At 41.3% G+C, this 24,770-nt stretch carries 17 protein-coding genes and 1 pseudogene; 5 read left to right on the top strand and 13 right to left on the bottom strand.

Features of this window, described 5'->3' with window-relative positions:
* Positions 1-302: 302 nt before the first annotated feature.
* From GV64_RS20660 to GV64_RS20650, 4 genes and pseudogenes are all read right to left on the bottom strand, one after another.
* Positions 303-3,695, bottom strand: coding sequence for a polysaccharide lyase family 8 super-sandwich domain-containing protein (locus GV64_RS20660; protein WP_020581693.1), 3,393 nt, complete (start codon positions 3,693-3,695; stop codon positions 303-305).
* A 67-nt stretch (positions 3,696-3,762) separates the two neighbouring features.
* A pseudogene (locus tag GV64_RS24500) lies at positions 3,763-3,960 on the bottom strand (transposase); the annotation flags it as partial.
* A gap of 190 nt (positions 3,961-4,150) precedes the next feature.
* Complete coding sequence (locus GV64_RS20655; RefSeq protein ID WP_020581692.1) at positions 4,151-5,596, bottom strand: hypothetical protein; 1,446 nt, start codon at positions 5,594-5,596, stop codon at positions 4,151-4,153.
* A gap of 148 nt (positions 5,597-5,744) precedes the next feature.
* Complete coding sequence (locus tag GV64_RS20650) at positions 5,745-7,805, bottom strand: autotransporter family protein (protein ID WP_020581691.1); 2,061 nt, start codon at positions 7,803-7,805, stop codon at positions 5,745-5,747.
* A 624-nt stretch (positions 7,806-8,429) separates the two neighbouring features.
* Here GV64_RS20650 and GV64_RS20645 point away from each other — a divergent pair.
* The 3 genes from GV64_RS20645 (at position 8,430) to GV64_RS20635 (ending at position 13,935) form a co-directional block, all read left to right on the top strand.
* Positions 8,430-9,983, top strand: coding sequence for a sulfatase-like hydrolase/transferase (locus GV64_RS20645; protein WP_020581689.1), 1,554 nt, complete (start codon positions 8,430-8,432; stop codon positions 9,981-9,983).
* Positions 9,984-10,032: 49 nt separating this feature from the next.
* The gene (locus GV64_RS20640) at positions 10,033-10,920 is read left to right on the top strand and encodes a DUF1961 family protein (protein WP_152554138.1); all 888 of its coding nucleotides are present in this window, start codon (positions 10,033-10,035) and stop codon (positions 10,918-10,920) included.
* Positions 10,921-11,340: 420 nt separating this feature from the next.
* Positions 11,341-13,935, top strand: a complete 2,595-nt coding sequence (locus GV64_RS20635) for a polysaccharide lyase family 8 super-sandwich domain-containing protein (RefSeq protein WP_020581687.1) — start codon at positions 11,341-11,343, stop codon at positions 13,933-13,935.
* A 276-nt stretch (positions 13,936-14,211) separates the two neighbouring features.
* Here the strand turns inward: GV64_RS20635 and eda are convergent, their stop codons facing one another.
* The 6 genes from eda to GV64_RS20605 all read right to left on the bottom strand — a co-directional run bounded on the left by eda (position 14,212) and on the right by GV64_RS20605 (position 20,750).
* On the bottom strand, positions 14,212-14,844 hold the full coding sequence (gene eda, locus GV64_RS20630) for a bifunctional 4-hydroxy-2-oxoglutarate aldolase/2-dehydro-3-deoxy-phosphogluconate aldolase (protein ID WP_020581686.1): 633 nt from the start codon (positions 14,842-14,844) through the stop codon (positions 14,212-14,214).
* Between the two features lie 16 nt (positions 14,845-14,860).
* Positions 14,861-15,802, bottom strand: coding sequence for a sugar kinase (locus GV64_RS20625; RefSeq protein ID WP_152554137.1), 942 nt, complete (start codon positions 15,800-15,802; stop codon positions 14,861-14,863).
* A gap of 169 nt (positions 15,803-15,971) precedes the next feature.
* Positions 15,972-16,730 carry a 2-dehydro-3-deoxy-D-gluconate 5-dehydrogenase KduD gene (gene kduD / locus GV64_RS20620; protein WP_020581684.1) on the bottom strand — a complete coding sequence of 253 codons (759 nt, stop codon included), beginning with the start codon at positions 16,728-16,730 and terminating at the stop codon, positions 15,972-15,974.
* A gap of 81 nt (positions 16,731-16,811) precedes the next feature.
* Positions 16,812-17,642, bottom strand: coding sequence for a 5-dehydro-4-deoxy-D-glucuronate isomerase (kduI, locus tag GV64_RS20615; RefSeq protein WP_020581683.1), 831 nt, complete (start codon positions 17,640-17,642; stop codon positions 16,812-16,814).
* An 84-nt stretch (positions 17,643-17,726) separates the two neighbouring features.
* The gene (locus GV64_RS20610) at positions 17,727-19,616 is read right to left on the bottom strand and encodes a DUF3604 domain-containing protein (RefSeq protein ID WP_020581682.1); all 1,890 of its coding nucleotides are present in this window, start codon (positions 19,614-19,616) and stop codon (positions 17,727-17,729) included.
* A gap of 318 nt (positions 19,617-19,934) precedes the next feature.
* Positions 19,935-20,750, bottom strand: coding sequence for a DeoR/GlpR family DNA-binding transcription regulator (locus GV64_RS20605; protein WP_020581681.1), 816 nt, complete (start codon positions 20,748-20,750; stop codon positions 19,935-19,937).
* Between the two features lie 700 nt (positions 20,751-21,450).
* Here GV64_RS20605 and GV64_RS26150 point away from each other — a divergent pair.
* Together GV64_RS26150 and GV64_RS20595 are read left to right on the top strand one after the other, a co-directional pair.
* Positions 21,451-22,761 (top strand): autotransporter domain-containing protein, encoded by a 1,311-nt coding sequence (locus GV64_RS26150; RefSeq protein WP_152554136.1) that lies wholly within the window; start codon positions 21,451-21,453, stop codon positions 22,759-22,761.
* Entirely contained in the window at positions 22,739-23,365 is a 627-nt protein-coding gene (locus tag GV64_RS20595; RefSeq protein ID WP_020581678.1) for an autotransporter outer membrane beta-barrel domain-containing protein, read from the top strand. Before GV64_RS26150 ends, GV64_RS20595 begins: the two co-directional genes overlap by 23 nt.
* Positions 23,366-23,601: 236 nt before the next feature.
* On the opposite strand, the gene GV64_RS20590 is transcribed toward GV64_RS20595, so the two are convergent.
* From GV64_RS20590 to GV64_RS26335, 3 genes are all read right to left on the bottom strand, one after another.
* Entirely contained in the window at positions 23,602-23,967 is a 366-nt protein-coding gene (locus tag GV64_RS20590) for a serine hydrolase domain-containing protein (RefSeq protein ID WP_051700875.1), read from the bottom strand.
* Between the two features lie 95 nt (positions 23,968-24,062).
* Positions 24,063-24,503 (bottom strand): IS1595 family transposase, encoded by a 441-nt coding sequence (locus tag GV64_RS25660; RefSeq protein ID WP_201772504.1) that lies wholly within the window; start codon positions 24,501-24,503, stop codon positions 24,063-24,065.
* Positions 24,493-24,729: a transposase gene (locus tag GV64_RS26335; RefSeq protein ID WP_428829075.1), complete on the bottom strand. Its 237-nt coding sequence runs from the start codon at positions 24,727-24,729 to the stop codon at positions 24,493-24,495. Before GV64_RS26335 ends, GV64_RS25660 begins: the two co-directional genes overlap by 11 nt.
* Positions 24,730-24,770 lie beyond the last annotated feature (41 nt).

Here is a 24,770-nt window from a genome sequence, read left to right as displayed (position 1 = left end):
TCAAACTTGTGGCCTTTAATTAAATAGTGTTTTTACCCAATGACTGGCGCTGCCAGGGCCAGTTTATGAGCAGGCAGCTGCCGCACCAGACATGAATCACATCAAACCTGAGCACCATGTTGCATAATCGTACTGTCACTGTTGGTTCAACCTTCATATCATCAGAAGTCATGAAGAGGTAACACTTTTTTAAATACTGAAAAGCTTCATGTCTCTTATAGGCCATGAGGCTTTTTAATGTTTTGCTATAACTTTGATTGATTAAAAATCCTGCCTTGTTTAGCAACAAGACAGGGTTGTTATCAGTTAGCTGGAATGGACACAGTCGCAGTCATTCCCGAGAAAAGCTCTTCCTTTAATCCATAAGTTTGATCATCCGTACTGTCAGGCAGGTTAACGGATATACGACTGTTATCAGCTGAAGTGCTGACTGACATATCCTGACCCGGGTAGTGGAGGTTTTGATACCCTTTGGTCAGATATTGATAGCTGCCAGTTTGCAATGGCCAGTTCAGTTCAACATTGATTCTATTCTCTCCTTCTTTAAGTGGTACACGGAAATCTGATTTTTGATCAGGGTCGTTATTCTGGCTGTGATGAGATAAGTCACTGACGGATACAACCCAGCTATCCTGAGTTTCCTGAAGCTGAACCAGCGCAGGCTTATCGACACTGATGGTTTTGCCATCATCAAGCACTACGATACCTTGCTGATGGAAAGCCAACTGTATCAGCTGTTCTCCATTGAGCAGCCAGTGAGCCCCATAAATGCCGTCTTCCTGTATGCGTTCCAACTTATTTTGGTTTGAGAGCTGCTGCAGTAATCCGGGCATTTCTGCCTGAGATACATTAGGCAGTACCAGGTATTGATAGCTATCACTGCTACTGTCCGGATTAATACCGTGATCAATCACCAGTGAGTACACAGGAATACTCCGGTTAACTTTGGTGTAGGTATCATTAACGGCGGAACCGGCAACAATGGTCAGCTTTGTACTGCCATCAGAATCAGGCCAGATCAGATAGCCTTTATTATTCTGGTGTACCCAGACTGGTTTTGTAATTTCAACGCTGAGATCCAGGTTACTGTTCACAGAGTGAGATGTGATGCCGGAGCCAAAGTCATAGCTCAATGTGCCACTCCATAGGGCCTGGTCTATCGTGGTGACTATAGGATTTTGACCATTTGAAGCATAATTTCCATCTTTATGGTCTCTCCGAACCTGGGCACCCATGGCAAACACACCAGCGTCTGAGAAGAATGCGGATTTATCCGCTTTGGCAGAAGCATAGCTGGCTTTAGTGGAGTATTTAAAACTGCCAATGGAGTTTCTTCCATCGGAGAGGACACCTGCCAGAACTTCATCGCTTAAACCGTTCTTCTCATCCTGAGACTGCATGGGAATGACATCTGTGCGCCACTCTTCAGTCAAGCCCGGCTGTAAATGCCAGTCCCAGTCAAAACGAGCTTTGTCGTATTCATCACCGTCCACTTTGACCTGAAGAATACCACTGCCATTATGAAACCCCGGGGCAGCGTCAAAACTTTCTGCGCCCCGTACCCTGATGGACTGGGCACTGAAAGATGCGTACCAGGGTTCTTCATCGTTGATTCCACCCCTGCGATGAACGATAAATTCACTGTTCCAGAAAGGGTAGCTGCCAGAGAGTTCATGGCTACCGCTGGTTAGCGCTGTCTGGAAATCCAATAAATCCTGCTCAAAGGTAAGTACTGTATTTTCAGTTTTTCCTGACAGGATGGTGGAAATATCTTTTGCAACTTTCGCGCTGCCAAAATTGCCAAGGGAGTCAGACAGAAATGAACGTCCTGTGGTCTGGTAATCATGTCCCCCCTTATAGATGACAGGCTTGATGCTTTTCACAATAAACTCAGCAGAGTTATCAATAGACTGCCCATTCACACTCCATCGAGTATCCTTCAGCAGCTCTGCTACTTTCATAGGCGTTGTAGAAAGCCATTCATAACCATAGGCGTACATGGCCATATCCTGACGAAGTCCGGTATGGTGTGAAATGGTGCCATCGGGCAACAGACCCGCATTACCAATGGTATACGCCCGGGTTGTGTTGGAGTCTACCCAAGCTTTCAGGTCTTTTAATGACCCTTGTGGTTTCCAGCTAGTGAGCAGGGTTGTGTTTTGATCCGCGAAAGGCTGGTAACCATCATACCACCAGATTTTATCGGTCAGTGGACGGTTATAGTCTTTCCACAGACCCGCCATGGCAGACCAGCTGCGAATACGATGATGTCGGTTTGCATCACTCCAGGCGCCTGGAGACTGACTTAAATCTTTCTCAAGGTAATACTTGGTGTAAAGCGTGGTAGCGGGATCAAACTCCTGATCAAAGCGGTGCTTGTAGGGGAGGGCAAAGGCAATCTGGAAGAGGTTGTGGATGTTATAGAGAAACTGTTCTGCTTCAACCGAACCTGACTGAGCATTATTCCACAGGGTATCGAATGCCAGTATCAGTGGCAGAGTGACTGGGTCGGTGAATCGCCATTGGTGGGTGCGATCACTGAAACTGATGCCGTTGGGTGATGTATCGTGACTGAAATCATCAAATGCACGCACAGGAATCAGAGTTGCATAGGCATTAAATGATTTAAGGATCGCGTTGATCAGACGACTCCGTTTGTCTGTGTAGTGACTGTCTGATGTATCCAGAACTTTGAGTGCATGGCCAATACCGCCAATCCGGTTAGCTGCCGTTTCAAAGGCTTTGATGTTCTCAGATGCCCGGTAATTTAACAGCTCATCTGTACTGTCCATGTCGTAAATATGTAGGTCGTTGAATCGACCGTTGTCAGCTTCAATCCGGGAAAGAATGTTTTCCAGCTCAGGGCTGCCATAAGTCAGGTTATTTCTACCCCAGAGCCGACTTTCAGACTGGGCAAATTCAGTCAGTTTTTCGAAATAAGATACCCACTGGGTTTTATCCACAACATGGATGTTACTGGTGAAGCGGGCTTTAACCTCATCTCCACTGCGCAATTCCACTCGTATGGGGTATTCACCAGCCAGAGCTGTTTTTCCATCTGCTACCGAAAATTCACCAAATAGTCGGTTGCCAGAGACATCACGGACAGTATCCAGAGAGAACATATCATTACTGCTATCACCAATCAGATAAAAGCGATAACTATCAGGTACTGATTTTGGGAGGGCATTCCACTTACCCAGTGCTTCTTTGTTTCTTGACAGGTTAATATGACCAGTAACCTTACTGCCTGCTGTGCTGCCAGTTTGGATATCGAAGTACTCCGACAGTACGGGTTCATCGTTGATATCGTCCTGAGCAAAAGGATCACTGACTGTAACACTACGAACGGCTGTTGTTGTCTGGTTGGCGGAGTTCATGACTTTGTAAGTCACACTGTACAGGCCAGGTGTTGAACTGTTTACTGTATTTTCAGTGGTCATGCTGCCTGTCAGGTTGCCATCCACAGTATCACTGGCCGTGGCACCCAGATCAGAATAAACCGTATTTACCGGAACCTCTGTATGCTGTTCACCAATAATTGAAATGGTGGGTGGTGTTCGGGGAGGTGGTGTCGGTGGACTGCTTGAGCCACCACCGCCTCCACCACTTTTACAGCCAACTATCTGAAAAGAAAGACAAAGTAATAAAAACAGTTTTGTCAGTGAGCGCTGCTTGTTTGGAAGTATCATCATAGGAAAGCATCAGATGCAGAAAAAGAACGATAGGTTTTTCTAGCCGGATCTTGGGTCTGTTGACGTTTCACATAGGCAACCAAGCATAAGCACACGCTAACACTACTGCGCTACCAAAGTTACGCCCAAGCTTATCAAAGCGAGTAGCGAGACCTCTGAAATGTTTTAGCAGTGCAAATGAATTTTCTACCAAATGTCGATATTTGTATAAATACCGGTCAATATAACCATTATTACCAACGACCGAGTTCTTTCTTCTTGGAATAACGATAAAGCATTCCTTCAACATAGGAACGCAGATTGGGCTTGTTGTATATCTTAATCTGGCTGAAAATTGTCATCAGCTTCGACCATTAATCGGGGCATTGCAGGTTCGCAGTAATCAGGCGTGGTAACCGTTATACTGCGGACTTGCAGACACTGAGTTCAATAGCTTTTTTGAAACGTCAACAGCCCTAGTAGATTGGGAATGAAATGGTCATTTTGACCTGAGAAACATCACCTTTATCACTTGGATCCCCATTTATATCACTTACTTGACCCCAAGCCTTATCTTTAGACAATTTTGATACTTTTAGAGAGGCCGTAGACCCAGAAAAATGACCTGACGGATGAGTATAAAGCACTTCGAAAATATTCTCGTTAGCTTCACCTGTCATATTTTTGTCTACGCCGACATGATTATTTGTGCCCCAAATGTATTGGTATTTCAATCGAAGATCTTTAAGTAATGGAGTTTTAAGATTATTCAACCAATATACAACCTCAGCTTTATGAGAAGTATTATCTAATTTTCTGAAGAGTTCTAATGATCCTTGCCCATGGCTTAACCACTCAGCATCGACACCAGCGAGGTAAGGATTAAAGTCGGTATTGCCTCCCGTCTTTGACCACCCCAAGCCTATTCTAAAATCGTCGCTATAATCGTACCTGACTCTCGCGGTTGTCAGATAAGCGATATCTTCTCCTTCTGTTTCGATTCCTTTTTTAATTGCCTCATCCCACTTCCGTCCTTTATGTTGGTTAAGATTATAGGCTGCTTCGATAAGTAGTCGTGAATTAGAGGTTAAATCCATATTATATTTAGCAGAGGCTAAATATCGATGTTTATATCCGGATGCGTAAGCATATGACAGGCTATAATCAGTTGCGCCAAGCTTATGTCTTAATCCAATGCTGGCAACATGATCAATGTAGACCAAGTCTGAATTTGGAATTTCCTTATCAGCGATGTAGTGTAATTTTTGTACTGACTGTGCATTTCCTTTTATCATTCCTGTTACAAAAGCACCAGAAATTAAAGTATTATCCCAACGACTATTGATTTCAAAACCAGTATAGCTTTTAGGTATAAGGTCATCATCAGGATCGTAACTCTGTATCATTCCTGCATCAAAATACCCTAAGCCAACATTAGCGCTCAAGTTTTTTCTTTTTTTCTTTCCAACTTTTAGTTGGATATTCATCTGTGAGAGTTTACCACTATTTACTGTATCACAATCGGTTAGGCGGCCCTTTCTATCTGGATCAGAGAAACAGTTCTCTTGTGCAAGATTCGTTGCACCATAATCAGTATCTGGATTACGATCGGAAATTTTATATACATAGGCACCTCCAAGACCGAATCCAACAGAAAAGGATCTACTTCCAATAAAACCCGATTGAAGGTTAACTCCTATTGCCCCCAATGCCTCATTACTTGTTTTATGCTCCTCTTTGTTTTTGTCCCAAGCTTCAATAGATTTAAATTCAATAGAATTGTGTATATTAACTTTTCCATCACTTGCAAGCTGACTGTACCAGCCAAAATTTGCATAACTTGCTGCAGGAAAAAAAAACGGAAAAATTAAGATTAATTGTTTTTTATTCTTGAGTAATATGCGGTCTGAATTAAAGATCATTAATGGATCCTGTGAGTAAGTTTAGGTTATGAATATTTTGTAGACTAAATTCTGGTAAATCTATAAATAATAAAGATGGCTAATTTCTAACTCATCAAGCTGCTATTTAAGCTTTCAAGAAGCTTGATGAGTCAAAGCGTAAATCTAATTAGAAATTATGCCTGTATTCAAGATTAAACATTGTGTCGCTGTAATTTTCTTCAACTTGATGGCCAAGGGTAATACCAATTGCGCTGTCATGGTTTGCCTTATAGTTAATAGCCGCTTGAGCATTAAATCTATTTTTTGATGCTCCTGTTGCAGTATTAATATCTATTCCTGTTGAAGGGGTGGTAATGGAATTAGTATTAATGTCTCTTTCACTAGCATTGAAATCATGCCATCCCATTGCTGTAAATGAAGGGATTAATTTTCCAGATTCAAGTTTAATTTGCCTGCTGATATTTATACCTGCACCAATTTTAACTTGAGAAAGAGTCTCCTTGTCATATTCTAGTGAAGCGGGTGAGCCAGACTCCGTGTAATTCTGTATAAACAGATAATTTAACTCTCCAGAAACTAGAGGTTGTATTGATACATCACCAATATTGTAATCAAGTCCTGTAGTTATTCTCCAGCCAATATTGTATGCGGAAAAATCACCTGTAGCTTCAACTTCACCATTGTAACCAGTGCTTTCACCAATTTTTCGTGTGCTGTTGAAAGCATTATAACCAGCATTAATAGAGTTTGAGATAAAGTATTTATCAAAGTTCAGATTGCCGTAGAGTGATAATTGAAATGAATCTATAGTATAATTAGTATCGTATACCTTAGTCTCAACCTCCTGTCTATTTATGCTAGCAGCAATACCTGTTAACCCTTCTTCTGAATACTTTTTATCGATACCAAAGCGAGTACTGAAACCATTTATATCATAACCATCTATACGACTATCTACGTCCTTTTCACCCTGATAACCATCGATACCAAACCAAAAACCTGTAGACTCCTGGCCGCTTCTAATTAATGACACTCTGTTATCAATGTCATCAAGCTGCAGGTTTTGGCTGGTATGTATAGCTTGAATAATAGCACCGCTACGATCTGGTGTGAGCTCTCCTGCTAAGCGAGAAGCTGATACTTCATCTGTTGCACCATTAAGTAAATTGGCAATTTCTTCATTATGGCTGGAATTAAAAGAGATTGTCGTTGAAGTGATTTCTGTACCATCAAGAGCAATATCAGCAAAAGATTTAATTACACTTGCTTCAGTAGCATCGGCACCACCGGCGCTTGCCATTGCTGAAAAGTCATCCGCAGTAACACCTTCATTATATGACACATCAGCAGTTATAGAGTCGTGTGAATCGCTTTCTGACAATTGAACATTGCTCACACTCAAGAATAAACCTGAGCTAGTGACCATATCTTCCGAAAAACCCTCGATTTGTTCAGCTTGTATGAGAACTTTGGTGCCAATAGATTCTGTGATGTCACCTGTAACTACCAGTGACGAATTTTTTTCATCCACAGAACTGAATTCTATCAAATCATTTACGATGAGAATCGCATCATCTTTATCCAGGCCTTCTCCAATTGATAATGTGATTGTGCTTCCCTCAACGAAAAAACCACCGCTATCATTAATACCGTCGAAGTTAAAATTTATAGATTCGTTTTGAGCTGAAAGAATTAAGTTGGATCCTTCTCGGAGCCTGATTTTTTCAACACCATCAATTAATTTTCCATCAAAGGTTAACGTGGAATCATTAGATGTTGTTAATTGGGATTCACTACCTGGGTTGAAGTATATATTACCCGATACCATAGCCCCGGAATCAAATTTAAAAACAACTTTTCCTGAGCCAAGAGTGTCCCCTTCGCCTCTCGCGTCAAGTGCAATTTTCTCACTATTGACTATACCACCAATAATGCTTCCAGAACCTGCAATGTTTAGTTTCTTTCCATCAGTAAGGCGAATTGTTGTGTCATTATCTGATTGAATAATGCCATTGTTTGTTAATGTTTTTGTTGTGCCCGAACCAGAAAGGTCTACGGCATGACCACTATCATTATACACTCTATCTTCTGATGAAATTGTGGTATTAACCGTCAGTTCGGTGATGGGCTCAAGATCTACAGCATAAGAGCAGCTTACCCATGATGATATTACAGATGAAATGGCTATTGCTAAATAAGCTTTTTTACATGTTGTTGATAAGTTCATTTGATACCTAGGCATTTTTTAGCCAATCTCGTGCTGATTTTAAATGTAATAATTAAATGAAATCGAATTTTATTTTTTGACTTAGATCATCTTAAAGATCGGTTGTGGTTTTTTTTGTGTTTTATGTATTAAAATATTTATGATTGGTTGTGCTTTTTTTGATCGTTTTGGTTTTTTAGGTGTTTTGTAATGATTTGAGTCAATGATAATTTTGACATTTCATTGCATTATGTTTTCTATTAGGATGCTTTTGGTTTATTTTTGTTCAAGTATTGAAGGTTTTAAAAGTACTTAGGGAGAGGCATCGGAAAACTTACCATCAGTGGCTTCAGGGCTCGCGTATGGTGCGGCACCTTCTGATGCTGCTGGTAAATTCTGTGCAGCCTTTCCCCTTAAGTATTCTCGCAGTAAAAGTGGAACCTCATGATTTTGCAAATTTCAAAAGTACTAATGTAATTCCAGCTTATGTTATAGAAAAATGATGAATTGATATTAAAGTTTAATTTATTTTTGGGTTGTTCAAAAACAACAGATAAGTGATTGCCAGGGCAGATTTTTTGACAAGCTCTATCAGGTAATCACGACTTATGATTACTTTCCTACCACCTTTATAAGGTTAGATGTATGCGAAATGAAAGAAATGATATCAGTCGTAGGTGTTTTCTAAAAACAGCAGGTTTAACTGTGGCTGCATTGGCTGCGAGTGGTCTTTCAGTAACCAGCACTGCAAACCCCACGCCGAAACACAATTCTATAAATGGAAAGCGTCCAAATGTTTTGGTGATTAAATCCGATGAACATAATCCTTTCCTCAGCTCAATGGAAGGTCACCCATTTATACATACACAAAACTTGCAAAAGCTTGCTGATAAAGGCACTTACTATAAAAGTCATTACACCGCTTCACCTTTATGTGTACCAACGCGTTCTTCATGGATTTCCGGATTACGGCCACATAAAGGTGAATTCTATAATAACAGCTCTGTATTTCAAAAGGATTATCCTAGTCATGGACAGGTCTTGAGAGAACAAGGGATATATACAGTGCATGTAGGAAAGTTGGATGCATACCGGGAAGGTTCCCAACTTGGTTTCTCAGAAATGCATCGTTTGTGGTCGCCAAATGTTCAAGACCCTGGAGATATGAATGTATCACGTAACCCGGTTTCTTTCAGGCCCCTGGAAGATAGGGATGGCACTCCAAGAAATACGATGTATGGCCCCAAAGATAACGCTTTTACGAAAGATGAACCTATTTTCAATTTTGCCGAAGGTTGGATTACCTCGACGGGTATGAGTCTTAATCAACCATGGCTTCTGGAGCTGTGTACATCTAAGCCTCATTTCCCTTGTTATACATCTCAGGAACTATGGGATTTATATGAAGGTCATGATGATCTCCCTATGTATGGAGCCGAACATGCTGTTGCACAACATCCTGTTTCTCAGGATTTGCGGGAACACTTTCAGACTGAGAAATTTACCGATGAGCAAGTACGAGGCCTGCGTCGCGGTTACTATGCCAATGTAACCTACATAGACCGTAAGGTTGGAGAATTGATCAAGCTTCTAGAAACGACAGGACAACTTGATAATACGGTGATTATTTATACGTCTGATCACGGTGCAATGATGGGTAAATACGGAATGCATTGGAAATCCAGTATGCATGAAGATTCTGCGCGTGTGCCTTGCCTAATTAGTGGGCCAGGATTTGCGCAAGGGGTTACTAGTACTACGGCTTGCGACTCTATGGATCTTCAGGCAACACTTTTTGAGATTTTTGGAGCACAGCGTCCAGAGCATTGGGATGGCCAGCCACTCCAAGTATTAAAACTCAATGACAGTGTACGTACGGCATTATCTGAATATCATGGCCATGGTCAGCGAGTGAGTAGTTATGCTATTCGTAAAGGACAATGGAAATATATCTATCACTATGGCTTACCGTCACAGTTGTTTGATATTTCATCAGACCCACATGAAACTGTGGACTTGGTAAGTGAAAAACCAGAGCTGGTTAAAGAACTTCATCAGGATCTTTTGAGATATCTTGATCCTGATAAAGAACACCATCGTGCCGAAGCTTTTATTCAAAAGCAACTTAATGCATTTAAAGATACTACCAAGTATGAAATTCTTCCGGGTGGTCATGGTTTAAGAAAGGACGTTATTTAAACGATTTTTATTGGTGTCGACAATATTTGAATTTAGAGTTTGTATTCCTATGAAAAAAATATTTCCACTCATTTTTGTACTATTAATGACAAAATCAGTTAATGTTTATGCTGAACTAGAAAGGAGAACTGATGTTGAACTATTGGCTAATCATAAAAATAACCTAGTGTTTAGCTATGACTTTAGCAGTAAGGATCAACTTGATGACTGGGTGGTTGAAGGTTTTGGTATGGCTAATATAGCTAAAGGGAAATTGATCCTTGAGCCTGAGTTTCATAAACCTATGCTGGCTATGCAGAAAGATGGAAGGTTTTCTAATGAAAACTTGGCTGAAGAATATGGGGATGAGTTGGCCGATCTAGTTAAAGAAAAATATCCAAGCATAGTTGATAGCATGTATGTAAATGATGTATTTAGAGGTGGTCATTTTAATTTTTGGAATAAAAAACAAACGCCTGATAATTATTCAATTAGTTTTGACTTTGAGAGCCTATCACCTGAAGCTCTTCATATGATTATGTTTTCAGCTAAAGGGCTTAATGGTAAAGATGTTTTTAGCGATAAGCTTGCACCAAGAAAGGGGTTGGCGAGGGAAATTATGTATGGCGATGTAGGTTTGTACAGAATTTCATATTTTTTCCCTTTTCGAAAAACGGCCAATATGCGTAAGTCACCCGGCCGTCATTTAACCACAGTGGGACCTGATATTGCTATTGAAAGATGTGAGAAAGAATGCAGAATGGTTATTACTAAATGGCGTGATGAAGTAAACTATTTTGTCGATGATATACATGTTCTTAGCTATAAGGATAAAGATCCATTATTTTCTGGAAACTGGGGGTTTAGAGTTATGGTTCTTGGTAAAGGAGCATACAGTAATATTAATGTGTATGAGTTAAATGAAAATCCTATCTATCAAAAAACTGTTCTCGATTAGAAACCGTTTAATTTGTTTTTTAGTATTGGATTAATTTTTGTTTTGCTAAATATTAATCAGTTAAAATGTTGAGTATTACTTACTATAGTCAATAACTTAAAGGTAGAAACAGTGGGGGATTTTTCAGAATTTATTTCATAGTCACTGGATAGCGTGGGGAGGGTATACTGGTAAATTCAATGATTGCTCTCCTTACTATTTTATGAAATAGGTCGGATTATTTCCCAACCTTACTATCTAGCAAGATTTAAACAGTAAAGGTTGAAGTAGGGCGATGAGAAATTAAAGCGTGCGTGTCGTAAAGAATGACATGGATTTTTCTGGCTCTATAAAAACCTGAAGTGCAAATAGAGACAGATAGAAAACAAAATAATCTGGACTTATAGATATTAATTTATGATTACTTTTAGGAAGTTTTTGATGAGAGGATATGCCGTAGTTAGCAGTGTTTTAATTTTAATCATATTTATTACAGGGTGTAGTCTGAAATCTCCATCTTCTGATAAAAATGAATTAAGTTTGAAACAGAATTCTCAACAATCCATTAAGGAACAACAGGAGTTAGAGACTATTTATCAACGCTATGTCAGTTGGACTATTGGAACAAAGTCTTTAAATAAATCCGATAAAATTGTGTACGATTATCACAATGTTATGCTGAATACATTTAAAGAAGTTACTGATGGTTTTACTCGTAAAGGTGGTGTGGATGGTTTAGGTGATATCAGTTTTTCTAGTAAAAAAGATAAACAGCCAGTAGCGAGATATGTTTTCGACACATTGCTTCCTGCTCTAAGCATGTCTTATGCCTACCCAGGCCTACATGATAGCCCTAACCCAGGTTACAAAAATGAAAATACATTAAAGATGATTATTTCTATTCTGGATCATATGCATACATCTGGTTGGAAAAAGGGGGTTGATACAGGGTTTGATTTTGATCGCTTGAGGGAAACTGGTGACACTGGTTTTGGTGGAAGTATAAATAATAATATTACTGGCTACTCAAAAACATTATTGCTATTGAGAAATGAGTTACATGCAGTAGGTCGATTAGAGCGAGAACTGGAAACGCTTGACTGGGTGACAAGAATATTTTCACCAGAGCAGGATGGTAGAGGAATAACTCACTTCAATTTTTCCGGATTTAACTCAGATGGATTTAAATCTATGGTCAGAAACCGCCTATCGTATGTAGCAACACAGCTACCTGATGATTCGAGACGCATCGAAAATATGCGATTTCTTACTAAATTCTATAACAAGTCATATGCAATTGCTCCCGGTTGGGCAGATACTATTAAACCAGATGGTGTAGGCTATCATCACAAAGGCATTTACGGAAATACATATTCAGAACAAGCCTTTGAGGCAGCTGCTCGCAGTATTTATTTATTCCGTGATACATCATTTCAGGTAACAGATAAATCTATTGAAAATGTCAAATTAGCCTTGAAAACAATCCGAATTTATTCACAGAAATATGATATGCATCGTGGGATTGCTGGTAGGTTTCCAGAGATACTTAATTCATTAATAAGGCTTTTACCAGCTTATGCGTATTTAGGCTCGAATGATGGACTTGGTGACCCCGAAATGAAGGGTATTTTTGCAAGATTATGGGATAGAACGTATTTTGAAAATTCAAAAATACTTAGTGATAACTTTACGGGTAAGGGGCTTGGCGCTTTTGGTGAGTTAGAGGCAATGATCTCATTAGAGAAAGAAAATGCTCTGCCAGAGCCATCACTATCAGGTCATTGGGTCTATCCTTATGGTGCCATGAGTATTCATAGAAGACCTGACTGGATGGCTGCAGTTAAAGGTTTTAGTCGTTATATTTGGGATTATGAATCTGGTAGATCTCAAAATCTCTATGGGGGTAATGCAAGTTCAGGCGTTTTAAGGCTCTATACAAAAGGTAATCCGGTCAATGCATTTGATAGTGGTTATGGAATAGAGGGGTGGGATTGGCATCGATTGCCAGGCGCAACGACTGTACGTGTACCTTACAAGAGAATGGAGGTTGAACATAGAAACTGGTCTGATGAATCTTTTGTTGGTGGACTTAGTGCAGAGCAAGCTAATGGTCTATTTGCTATGATCTACGACAATCAAGTCGGGGATGTTTCACTTACAGCTAGGAAATCCATTTTCTTTTTTGACGATCAAATTGTACTGCTTGGTAGTGATATCAATGGTGGAAATCGTAAAGATGAAATAGCTACAACTCTTTTCCAAACACGCCTACCAACAGAGCAGACGCCAACTATTATTAATGGCTCAATCTATGACAGTAAAAGTAAGATATCGTTGACAACAAATACTCATCCAGTGTGGTTAACAGATAGTGTAGGCAATGGTTATTATGTACCAAATCCATCAGGCTTGGAGGTTCATCGTGATTTACAGGTAGCTCCCGATTCTAGTGGTAAAACAACTACAAAAGGAATGTATGCTACAGCTTGGTTATCTCATGGTACTTTCGTTGACTCTGGTAGTTATGAGTATGTTGTATTGGTTAATGCCGGTACGAACAAAACTCAACAGTTTGCAAAAAATGCTAGAAACATCTACCAAGTCAGGCAAAGAGATAAACGTGCGCACATAGTTGAGCACCTCAGTACGAATATTACAGGATATGCGTTGTTCGAAGCAGGTAATGCCTATGAATCAGACCTTATTATAGCAACCGATAAGCCCGCTCTTGCTATGGTCAGAAAAGTTACTCCAAACAATATAGTACTATCTGTTGTTAACCCTGATCTCGAATTAGCGCCAGATGCAAAAATTATAACTTTTGAGGATTTAAGGGAAGAAACTAAGTGGCTTTATCATGATAGTGAAACATCAAATGTAACATTGACTCTTAATGGACACTGGAATATTAAGGCTGGTGATGAAATGGAGGATGTTGCGATCAAGGCAAAAATGTTGAAAGATCAACCAGTAACCGAAATTTCATTTACTACAAAACATGCTTTCAGCAAAAATATTGAGTTATATCGTTTTTAATTTACATTGATAAATCCCCAGCTATGCTGGGGAGACTCAACTCACATAGGAGATTTCAGGTTCAAGCTTGGTGATGCTGGTGCTAACCTCCATGTTTTGATCATAAAAAATGGTTAAAGGCTCATATGAGTAAAGGTAGTCTCAGTAGATAAACTCTCCAACCACTTTATCTGGAGTAGTGTTTTGTAAAAGTGTGATTACCAATGGGTGTATCCCTTGGTAATCACACTTTTACAGGTGAAGTTCTACAAAACACCAGAGTTTGATCAAATCTGACTAAAGACTATCAATAAGATTTCGGGTAACCTTTACCTTTTCTTCAATGATCTTCCATTGCCCCTTATTGAGAGAATCCAGCGGTGCCAGCCAAGTTCCGCCACAGGCAATCACCTGTGGGATTTGCAGATAACTGGCCAAGTTATCCGGGTTTATTCCGCCAGTAGGAATCAGGTGAATACGTTGGTATGGTCCTGTCAGGGATTTGAGCATATTAACACCGCCGGAGGCTTCCGCCGGAAAAAACTTCATTACGCTGGCACCATGATAAAAAGCCTGCTCTATGTCACTTGGTGAATTGACGCCCGGTACCATAAACATGTTGGATTGCAGGGCATGCTTAAAAGTAACCGGGTTAAAGCCTGGGCTGATAACAAACTCGGCACCGGCTTTTCTGGCGGAATCCACTTGTGTAGGAGTAAGAACTGTACCAGCAGATAATATACTTTGTGGGTAGCGCTTTTTGATTCGCTCTATGGCTGCAAGCGATACATCGCTTCGCAGGGTGATTTCGATGATGGGGAATCCGTGGGTGATCAAAATCTCTGCCAAAGGTTCAGCACCTTTCAGATCTTCGAGTTGAATAACCGGCAGAATGCGTTGTTGCTGCAACTGTTTAAGTATCATGTTCATAGAAGAAGTCTCTAACTTATAAAGAAGGCATAAGTTGTTTGTGAATAATGGCACCCCTATGTTGTATAACTACGGATGCAAGGGAGTGGCCGGTTACTGCTGCAAATTCAGGATTCTTTCCAGTTATCCTTCCAGCGAGATAGCCAGCAGCAAAAGAGTCACCGGCGGCAGTGGTATCCACTACCTGATTAATCTTGATTGCTGGTATTGTTAAAGTTTTCTCGCCGGATCGGGCAACCAGACAGTTATCTGCCCCACGTTTCAAAATAATTTCATCTATGCCATGCTTTCGGCAGCGTTCAATAATGGCATCGTCAGCTATTTCTTTGTACAGAGCCTGATCATCATCGACAGTAATCAAGGCAATATTGGTTATCTGGAATATACGGTCATACCACTGTCTGGCAATGGACGTTGACTCCCATAATCCGGAGCGAAAATTATTATCAAAAATGATTGCCTTACCATCATCGTGCAGGCCTTCCAAAAGAGTTAATAATCGTTCCCGACTGGGATTTGATAAGATGGCTATGCTGATGCCTGATAAGTATATGGCATCCATTCTTTTTAATCGTTTAAGTACCCTTTCGGTATCTTGAGTTTCCAACCAATATTTGGCTGCGGAGTTATCACGCCAATATGAAAAACTGCGCTCACCTTCAGGCGTTGTATCAATCATGTACAGGCCTGGCTGCTTATCTGGTATTTCAACTATACCCTGAGTATCAATGCCTTCGTGTACCAGTGAAGATTTAATTTTTTCACTCTGACGGTCAATACCTAAGCCGGAAATATAGAAAATCTGTGCTTTATGGTTAATTAGTCGTTGCAAATAAACGGAGGTATTGTATGTATCCCCTGCAACACATACTTGATAACTATCCTGACTACTGGATAGCTCAAGCATTGCCTCACCAATAAAGCCAATGCATTGCCATTCAATTGGTTTTTTATACACAGTGAAACTCTCTACAATATAGAATTTGTGCTGGCTTATACTTTCATCACCAGAATGCCATTGCACTCTGATGATGAAATGTTGATGGATACCGGCTTTATCTCTATAAACGGCATTAGACGTTAGCAAGCCGGCCAGCATATTGAGCAAGCTGGCTTGGGTGGAGGCTCTATCTCGCTAACCAGCCACCATCAACCGCAATGGTATAACCATTGATATAATCACTGGCAGAAGAGGCTAAAAACACGACTGGGCCTGCCAGATCTTCCGGGGTTCCCCAGCGATTGGCTGGGATTCGATTCAGGATTTCTGTATTACGCTTTTCATCAGCACGCAGTGCTGTGGTATTATCAGTTGCCATATAACCAGGGGCAATAGCGTTGATGTTGATGCCGTGGGATGCCCACTCACAAGCCAGCAGACGAGTCAGCCCCGCTATACCACTTTTGCTTGAGGTATAAGATGGAACACGAATTCCACCTTGAAAGGAAAGCATGGAAGCAATATTGATAATTTTTCCGCCATTTCCTTGCTCCATGAATTGTTTGGCAACTGCCTGGCTCAGAAAGAAAGGAGTTTTCAGGTTGATATCCATCACCTCGTCCCAGTCTTTTTCACTGAAGTTAACCGAATCTTCACGGCGAATAATTCCAGCGTTATTGACCAGAATATCAACACGTCCAAAGTAGTCTATGGTTTCTTTAACAATGCGTTCAACTGGTTCAATGCTCAGCAAATTGGCTTCAACAAAATGAAAACGACGGTTAGCGGCTAAAACCAGCTCCCGGGTTTCAGGAGCATCGATATGTCCAACAGCACAAATATTGGCACCGGCCTGGGCAAGAGCTAAGGCCATACCCTGACCTAAACCCGTATTCGCACCGGTGACTATCGCTACTTTGCCCTGTAAGTCAAAAGAGAAGTTCATTATTTGAGTCTTGATAGATAATAATTGAAGATGACTGCCGAATGGCAGTCACGCATAACACGTCATCAAATAATCAATTGATTATTTAATTTCACCCATTGGAACAAAATCCATATCCGAGAATGTCTGGTTCTCGCCAACCATGCCCCAAATGAAGGTGTAGTTTGAACTGCCCACACCTGAGTGGATGGACCAGCTTGGACTGATCACTGCTTGTTCGTCACGTACCACCAGATGACGGGTTTCTTCTGGTTTGCCCATCATATGGAATACGACATTTTCTTCTTTCATGTCGAAGTAAAAGTACACTTCCATACGGCGTTCATGGGTATGACAGGGCATAGTGTTCCATATGCTGCCTGGCTCCAGCATGGTCATTCCCATCAATAGTTGGCATGTTTCCAGAACTTGAGGTACCAGATACTTGTAAATGGTACGACGATTGCAGTTTTCAGCGTCACCCAGTGTTTCCGGGCTAGCCATTTCCAGGGTAATTCTTTTGGTTGGGTAGGATGTATGAGCCGGAGCACTGTTGATATAAAACTTCGCAGGGTTATCACTGCTGATACTGAGGAAGCTGACCTCCCTGGCACCCTTGCCAATGTATATAGCCTCTCGGCTGCCAATCATATGCTCAGTGCCATCAACCAGAACGATACCGTCGCCTCCAATATTGATGGCGCCTAACTCGCGACGCTCCAGAAAGAATTCTGAACCAATTTCTTTACCTGCCTCCAGGGCAATGCCTTGGGAAACCGGCATACAACCACCGGCAATAATACGGTCGATATGGGAATAGGTCAGATTGATCTTATTGGCCACCATAACCTGTTCAATCAAAAAGTGCTCACGCAGCTGTTGGGTATTGAAGGTTTTAGCGTGTTCACTGTGCACAGGCTCGCGTACATTCATTCGCGTTCGCTCCAGATAAATAAGGTTGTTGCTTTCTTAACCCCAATAAGTAATGTTATTGGGGTTAAGCTAGTGGACTTACGATCAGTCGATATTGACCCAGATTGGTGATACCCAGCCGATATGGCCGTCATCCTGAAAGCAACGAACATAGAAATAATGTTTACCGGGTTCGAATGTCTCTGAAAGTTCAACTTCTTGGTATTGCTCGCTGCTATCAATACGCTTTAGCACTTCACCGTTATGAATCACTTCAATACGTTTCAGCGCTCTTGGTGCCGCAACCCTGAAGCAAAGGTCAATCGAACCTGTGCTGGTTATTGTCTGGCCTAAATGAGCATCATTAATATTGAGATCCATCACCATGCGTGGATGGGTGGTTGCGATGGTCTGACGGTTATGCAGTGCATCAAAAATACTTTCACGGGTCAGAGTATCTGTATAAACGCCTGTCACTCCACCATAGCCGGGGTTACCATCGTGACCATCACTGTTGGCAACGAAGCCCCATTTTTTGCCTCGGTTCAGAAAATCAACAACGGTATTGTTTTTAATATTCCTGCGAGACTTGAGTAACATCGGATTACCTTCGTACTCAAAGCGTCCCCATTGAGCAGAATAGATTTCCACCATGGTTTCATGGTGACTGTCCTGTTCCCAGTTTTTCAGATCAAACCCGACCTCCGCTTTTTTGCCCTTGCTTTCGGCGTATTTTGGCGTGCGGTCACTGAATCGATGCAGGTGTGGAATGGTAAGAATGTTTTGGTCTTTATAAAAATCCCAGAGATCATGCAGGATACCAAATTCATAGCCGGGGTAGTCATAATTCCTTAGCGAGCCACGGAACAGGCAGATAGTATCTCCCCGGCGGCAATGGAGCTCAAAACCGCTCATGGTTACGAAATTGCCAGGATCATCGAAGCGATCGCACTCATCAGCCATTGTCTGCCAGGTGGCCTTGTCGATATTTACCCCGCGATCTTCGTTAAAGGTATAGGTCTGTTCCGTCAGGGCTAAGAAGTCCAGTTTTGATACTTCCCGTGCATAGGTGTACCCCCGTTTTGGTGTCGAACCAAGGTCGTTATCCCGAATATTGGCGGTGAGGTTGGAGTGAATATGTGTATCCCCCCAGAACAAAGAAGGTGCATTCTCTTCACAAATAATGACTGCATCATTAACGTGTAGCCCGCTGTCTTCAACAGTTAGCTTGTAAGCACCCTGCTCCAATGCGATATATGCCTTCTGTCCTGTGATGTCGGTTGTTGTTACTTGCAAGCCACTTTTCAGGTCAAAAATAGATAGTTTGAAATGATCAAGTGTGGCTTCATACAACGGGTTACCAAACCGGTCCATCGGTAAGATTGATGCCTCAAGCACTTCACCGGGATTGCTATATCCTTTGCAAGTCACCTGTAGCTGAGCCAACTGATCAGGTATAAGCTTGATACTGGGGAAAACATCATATTGTTTATATTCTTGAGTTCCCGTTACATCGAACTCAAGTATGTAGTCTAAATAGGTACCTTCTTTATGGAATGCCAACTGCCCGGCACGTGACGGCATGCAGTCACCTTCAAGCCAAGGACGATCTATTCCGCCGAAATGAATAGTTATTGCTTCGCCAGCTTTAAGCCCTGTCTCCAGAGTGATGACGCCAACACGGCATGAATCAACCCAACGTTTAATATGTTTGAAGTCTGTTGCGATTTTTTCTACATGGACTTCCAGTTGGACAGACTCTTCGTCGGCAATGGCCCAAAAGAAATTTGGCATCCAGTAATCATGAGCTTGCAGGTACTCTTCGCTGCGTTGGTGCTGGTAGGCAGGTACAGTGATACGAATGTGGCTACCTGGCTTGAACTCGCTGTGAGCAGTAAAGTTGACTTTCCATTTGATCTCACCTCCAGCCACCACTTCTTTTGGTAGGGTGAACTCTAAAAGTCCGAGATCAACTTCTTCAATTATCTGTTCCATACTTAATACTCGTTTATCAGTTTATTTATTACTTCTGCAAAAAAATGAATTAATCAATCATGTCAGATGGTCTGAGTTGCCTTAGCCAAAAAATTTTTTACTTGGTTCTTTTGATCAAGTAATAGCCTGAACAGATGTAAAGGAAATGCTCATCCATTTTTAAGGGCTAAAAAATAGTGATGTAGCATTGAAATTCAAAGCTATTGAATAATATTTTATTAATTTGCTAGCTTATATGTTGTAAAAATTATTGCTCATGCAATGACTCTTTGAAGTGAAAAAAGTCATCACATGATTTATAAATCATAAATAACTGTTTTATTTTTCCGGTATATACACACCAACATTATTGAGCTTGGCAATTTTTAAAATCCCTTCGCTGGGCTTGTTGTCAATAAATAAACTGCTTATTTCTGACAGGTTCGTTATTCTGATAGGTGCGGATTTGTTCAATTTTCCTGAATCAATAACTAAAAATGAGTGGGAGCTTCTCTCTAAAAGCATCTTTAGAATGTGAATTTCCTGCAAATAGAAACCCAGCAAATTACCTGACTCCTCAAACCCTCCGCAAGTAAACAATAAGTAGTCGACACTGATCTCTTGAACAAAGGATTCTGTTTCTCTGTCAACCAAACCTGCGTTTCGACGCTGAACAGTACCACCGGGAATAATGACATCAAAATCAGTGTTTTTATAAATGATATTGGCAACTGTCAGGCTATTTGTAAAAATCGTTAATTCTTTTTTACAGGCCAATTCATGAGCAATTGCTTCCATCGTTGTGCCAATGGCAATAAAAACTGAACTCCCATCTTTTATGTGCTTCACAACTTCAAGAGCGAGTTGCTTTTGCATATTCTCTCTCTGCTCCTGATTATTGGTACTCTCAGGGAGGCTGCTGATACTATCAATGTGATTATCATTGACAGCAATCGCTTCAGAAGATGTGGCTGTCATGTTAAGTTTGGCGACACCACCATGATATTTATTGATCAGATTTTGATCGCTTAAAATACGAATATCGCGCCTGATGGTTTGTAAGGATACACCAACGGCTTCTGAAAGCTCATTTGTGGTAGCAAATCCAACTTGATTTATATATTGAAGTACTCGATTTAGTCTTGGGTTATTCATTGGACAACAATTCACTGTAAGCAGAAACAAAACTCAATATATCAATCAATTCAGCACGCTGATAATAATGCAGTCCCAGCATCTTTATTTCGTTGACATAAATCAAAAAATTAACAATGTTGAGCGAAAAGTTATATTTTTTGTTATTAGTTTATGCGTTTAATATTTATCTCGAATGATTTGGTTTGATTTTTGTACAGAAATGGCTTTGTTTTTCTTAAAGACAGTGGGTTATGATTTTTTGGCTTGATTTGGTTCATAATTTGAGCTGCAAGTTGTAAATAGTTCATTGCATTTATGTTGGATACATTTTCTATTCGTTTATATTGATGAATGATTTATTGGTTTGTGGTGTTTTTCACCCAAGTGTGATTCAAATCAATGTATTTTGGTTGTATTCGAAAAAATATACCGCCTACTTAACTTACTTTTTCTTTACGACGAAAACTATTGATACGTATTAATGCGTGCGGTGATGCAAGTGACCACTATCAGTTCGTCCAATATAATGATTGAAATGTGTCGTTCATTATATTTTTCCTGATGGTTTGCACACATCAATAGCCATGGGTTGAATGATGATCAGTGTAATCACAAAAGAAAAATCGGCTTTAGCTGTAGCTATTACATCCATTTTAGGTCTGTGAGTGGGCATGTTTTCTCGGCAGATCTTGAGGCCATTAAAGAACTCACTGAATCAGTGACAATTAGCGAGGGAGACCGGGTTTATAGCACTACAGGCAGTGCTATAGATATTACCAGCGGTGGTAATAGCAAATATGATATTACCAATAATGGGATTCTCCAGTCAGACAATGCTGCTGCTATTAAGATAATCGGAGCCAAGGCTGGAGATATTGTCAATTACGGAAAGGTGATTGGCGGAATGGTTAATGGTGAGCAGATTGCGCTAGATACCCGGGGAAGTGAAAACGGGATTGCTTATGTTATGGAAGGGGGCAGTGAAACGTACGGAAACCTCTATTTGAATTCGGATAAATTTGGCTCAGAGGTTGCTGTTAAAGGTGATGCTGCAGCAATTTTTGACGGTGTTTTGGTGTCTGGTGCCCGTGAGTTTAAAATTGGCCAGGAAAGCACCCTGACACTCAGGCAGCAAAGTGAATCCATTGTTATGGATTTGCAGACTGACGGGATATTTCGGTTGAGTAAAAACTCAACATTAAATATGGAACTGAACGGTGAACTGGCTGATGATGAGGCTGTTCTGAAGATTAATGGAGCTTTTGCACTTGATGCTGGCGTTAGTGCCGACCTGCTTGTTAAGGGGGATCTTAAAGATGCAGCTGGCACTCAGCGCCTTGTTGAGGCCGACGCAGTTACTGGCTATGACGACTTGAAGATCACTGGGGGCTGGTTATTGACTGTGGACAGTCACCAGCTTTTAACCAATACCGATGGTGACCAGTATATAGAAGCTGAAATATCTTATAACACGGATACGTCAGCTGAAGACTTGGCTAAAATGGCCAGTGATGGTGGGGCCGATGATACTGAGAGTTTCGTACTGGAAACATTTGGTCATGTGGCATTGGATGACACCGAAATAACAACAGACACTATTACCTTCGGCAGCAGAAATAGTGAAGAACTTGCCAATTTGTTAAATGATGCCAGTAATGATCAGCAGGCAGCCAGGCTTGCGGGAGAGTTAACTCCTGATCGCAGTGGTGCCGTGATCCATGTGATCCAACGCAGCCAGAGTCATCAGCTGGATCAGATTGATACGCGACTGTCCATGAATCGTAGTGGTCAACAAGGCGGGTTTTGGATGAACATATACGGGTATCATGGTGAAAAAGACATAGATGGTCGTATTGATGGCTATGAAGTGAGCGGTCTCAACGCCAGCTTTGGTATGGATAACAATTATTCTGAGAACATAATTGTTGGCGCGGCTTTCAGTATCAATAGGCAGGATATTGACACCCAAATATATGACACTAACTATACCGTTGATGACATACCAAATGTCTCTCTATGGCGGACTTAATAAAGATCGGTATTTTGCAACAGCAGCCGTTAATGCCGGTTACAGCTCTTTTGTCAGTACTCGTACTATCGGTGAAAGCACCGGCTATAGTGGGAATACCAAGGCAGAAGGCAACTTCTCGGCTATGAATATCGCCTTGAGAATGAATGCAGGAGCAAACTTCGAGTTGGGTATGTTCTCAGTTCAACCATTGGTGGCCGCTGAACTGAACCATCTGAAAGTCAGCGATTACGAAGAGTCGAGATCCGTAGCGGCCCTTGGTTATGATGACCAGTCAGTCTCACAAATGAAACTTGGAGGAGGCTTAAACGTGAGCACCAAAATTGAGCTGGATTCAGCGACATTCTCGCCTTCGCTAATGGTAATGGGCTGGTATGACTTTAATGCTGACGATGAACAGATTGATGCTTACATTCTTGCTGATGAAACTGTCCAGCTTGATATTGATACAGTTTCAGGAGCTTCTGAAGAACGTTATGAGTTGCTGGCAGCTCTAGATTATCACATGAGCTATAAAGGTAAACTTGGCATTGCTCTTGGGCATCATATTGAACACGACTACAGTGATACGAAGCTGCAATTTCAATATCAGTATAGCTTTTAATAAACACTTGATACTTCAGGGGGCATGCCTAAAAGCTTGTCCTCGATCAGTTAGCCCCGAACAACAAAGGTTCAGGTTGGACTAGAGATACAGAGAGGGGGTAGGGAATCAGAGAATTGTAGTATCTCTGATTCCCTATGTCATAATGTAATCAGACGAAAAAATTGCTCACAGTATCCAGCATGGTCAGTATTTACTCATTCCAGATTCGGACTGGTATTTATCACTTCACAAATTTATGTCGATAATTCCAGCCTCGATGATGAGCCAAAAGCCAGCAACGGACCATCGAGTAATTCCAGTAGCTGGCCAAAGTAGCCATCTGATCCTGCAGGATGGTTAGGATCCGAGGTGATCGCAACCGCCAGTTGCCGTTCTTTGTGAGCTGCGATGATCTGTCCACCATAACCTCGAGCGATCACGTAACCCGATGGCGTAATAAACCAGCCATAACCGTAGCCCAGCCCACTCCAGGATGAATATGCCCTGGGAATCATTGACTCATTAATCCACTGTCGTAAAATTACCTGCTCTCCATTAAAGACTCCATCACCCCGAACCATTGAAGCAATTCTCAGCATGGCTTTTGGGGATAGCGCCATGTTATTACCGCCGAGGCTCTTTTCGAATTCCTGACTGCTACGTAACCAACAAGTTGACCAAGGGCTGAAGCAGGCTTTTCCCTCTTCGCCCAACATTATGCAAAGCTCAAAAAAACAAGGTAAAGGGGCAATGCCTCTTGAGATATTCCCCTGTGAGGTCTCAGCCACGAGCGTAGAAGCGACCAAAAGCCCTCCATAGTATTTACATGAATCTCGTAAATACCATCTTTGTCATCATCTCGGGCATATTCTCCTTTTTCATGACAGACCGTTTTATGCTTGAAGCACCAACTTTCAAGGTCATCATAGATATTGTATTCGTCGGTATAAACCTGACTTTGGGGTGCTAGATGTTTCTTGATAAAAGGTTCGATTATTGCTTTCTTAACGTTCGACAGCATATTGATAATCACCTGACCTCCCCTTTGAATCATCCCCAGTACAGGAGGTTTGTCTTTTTCAAGAGTCCCACGACCCGGGGCGCCTTTATGCCTTCTTTTTCTCGGAAGGTGATCCAGGTTTTTTTCATGCTTCAAGGTGTCCCTTGTGACCAGCAACAATGTAAACCTTATCATGCTCCTGGGCTATCTGGCTGTTAGAGACGTTCAGCGCCATTAAATAGAGACTTGAAATCCAAACTTTAAGTGGCCGGTGGTGTCCAGAGAAAACCGTATTCGGCAGGTCATCAAAGTAGCGCTTACAGGATTTGCAAAAATATTGTTGGCATTCTACCTGAACATTGTCGTGTCCATTCTTTTTGATATTCTCAGAATCACAGTGGGGGCAGCGAATAGTGCCATCTG

The sequence above is a fragment of the Endozoicomonas elysicola genome, from assembly GCF_000710775.1.
GTDB classification, from domain to species: domain Bacteria; phylum Pseudomonadota; class Gammaproteobacteria; order Pseudomonadales; family Endozoicomonadaceae; genus Endozoicomonas; species Endozoicomonas elysicola.
This window is presented reverse-complemented; position numbering and strand designations above follow the sequence as displayed.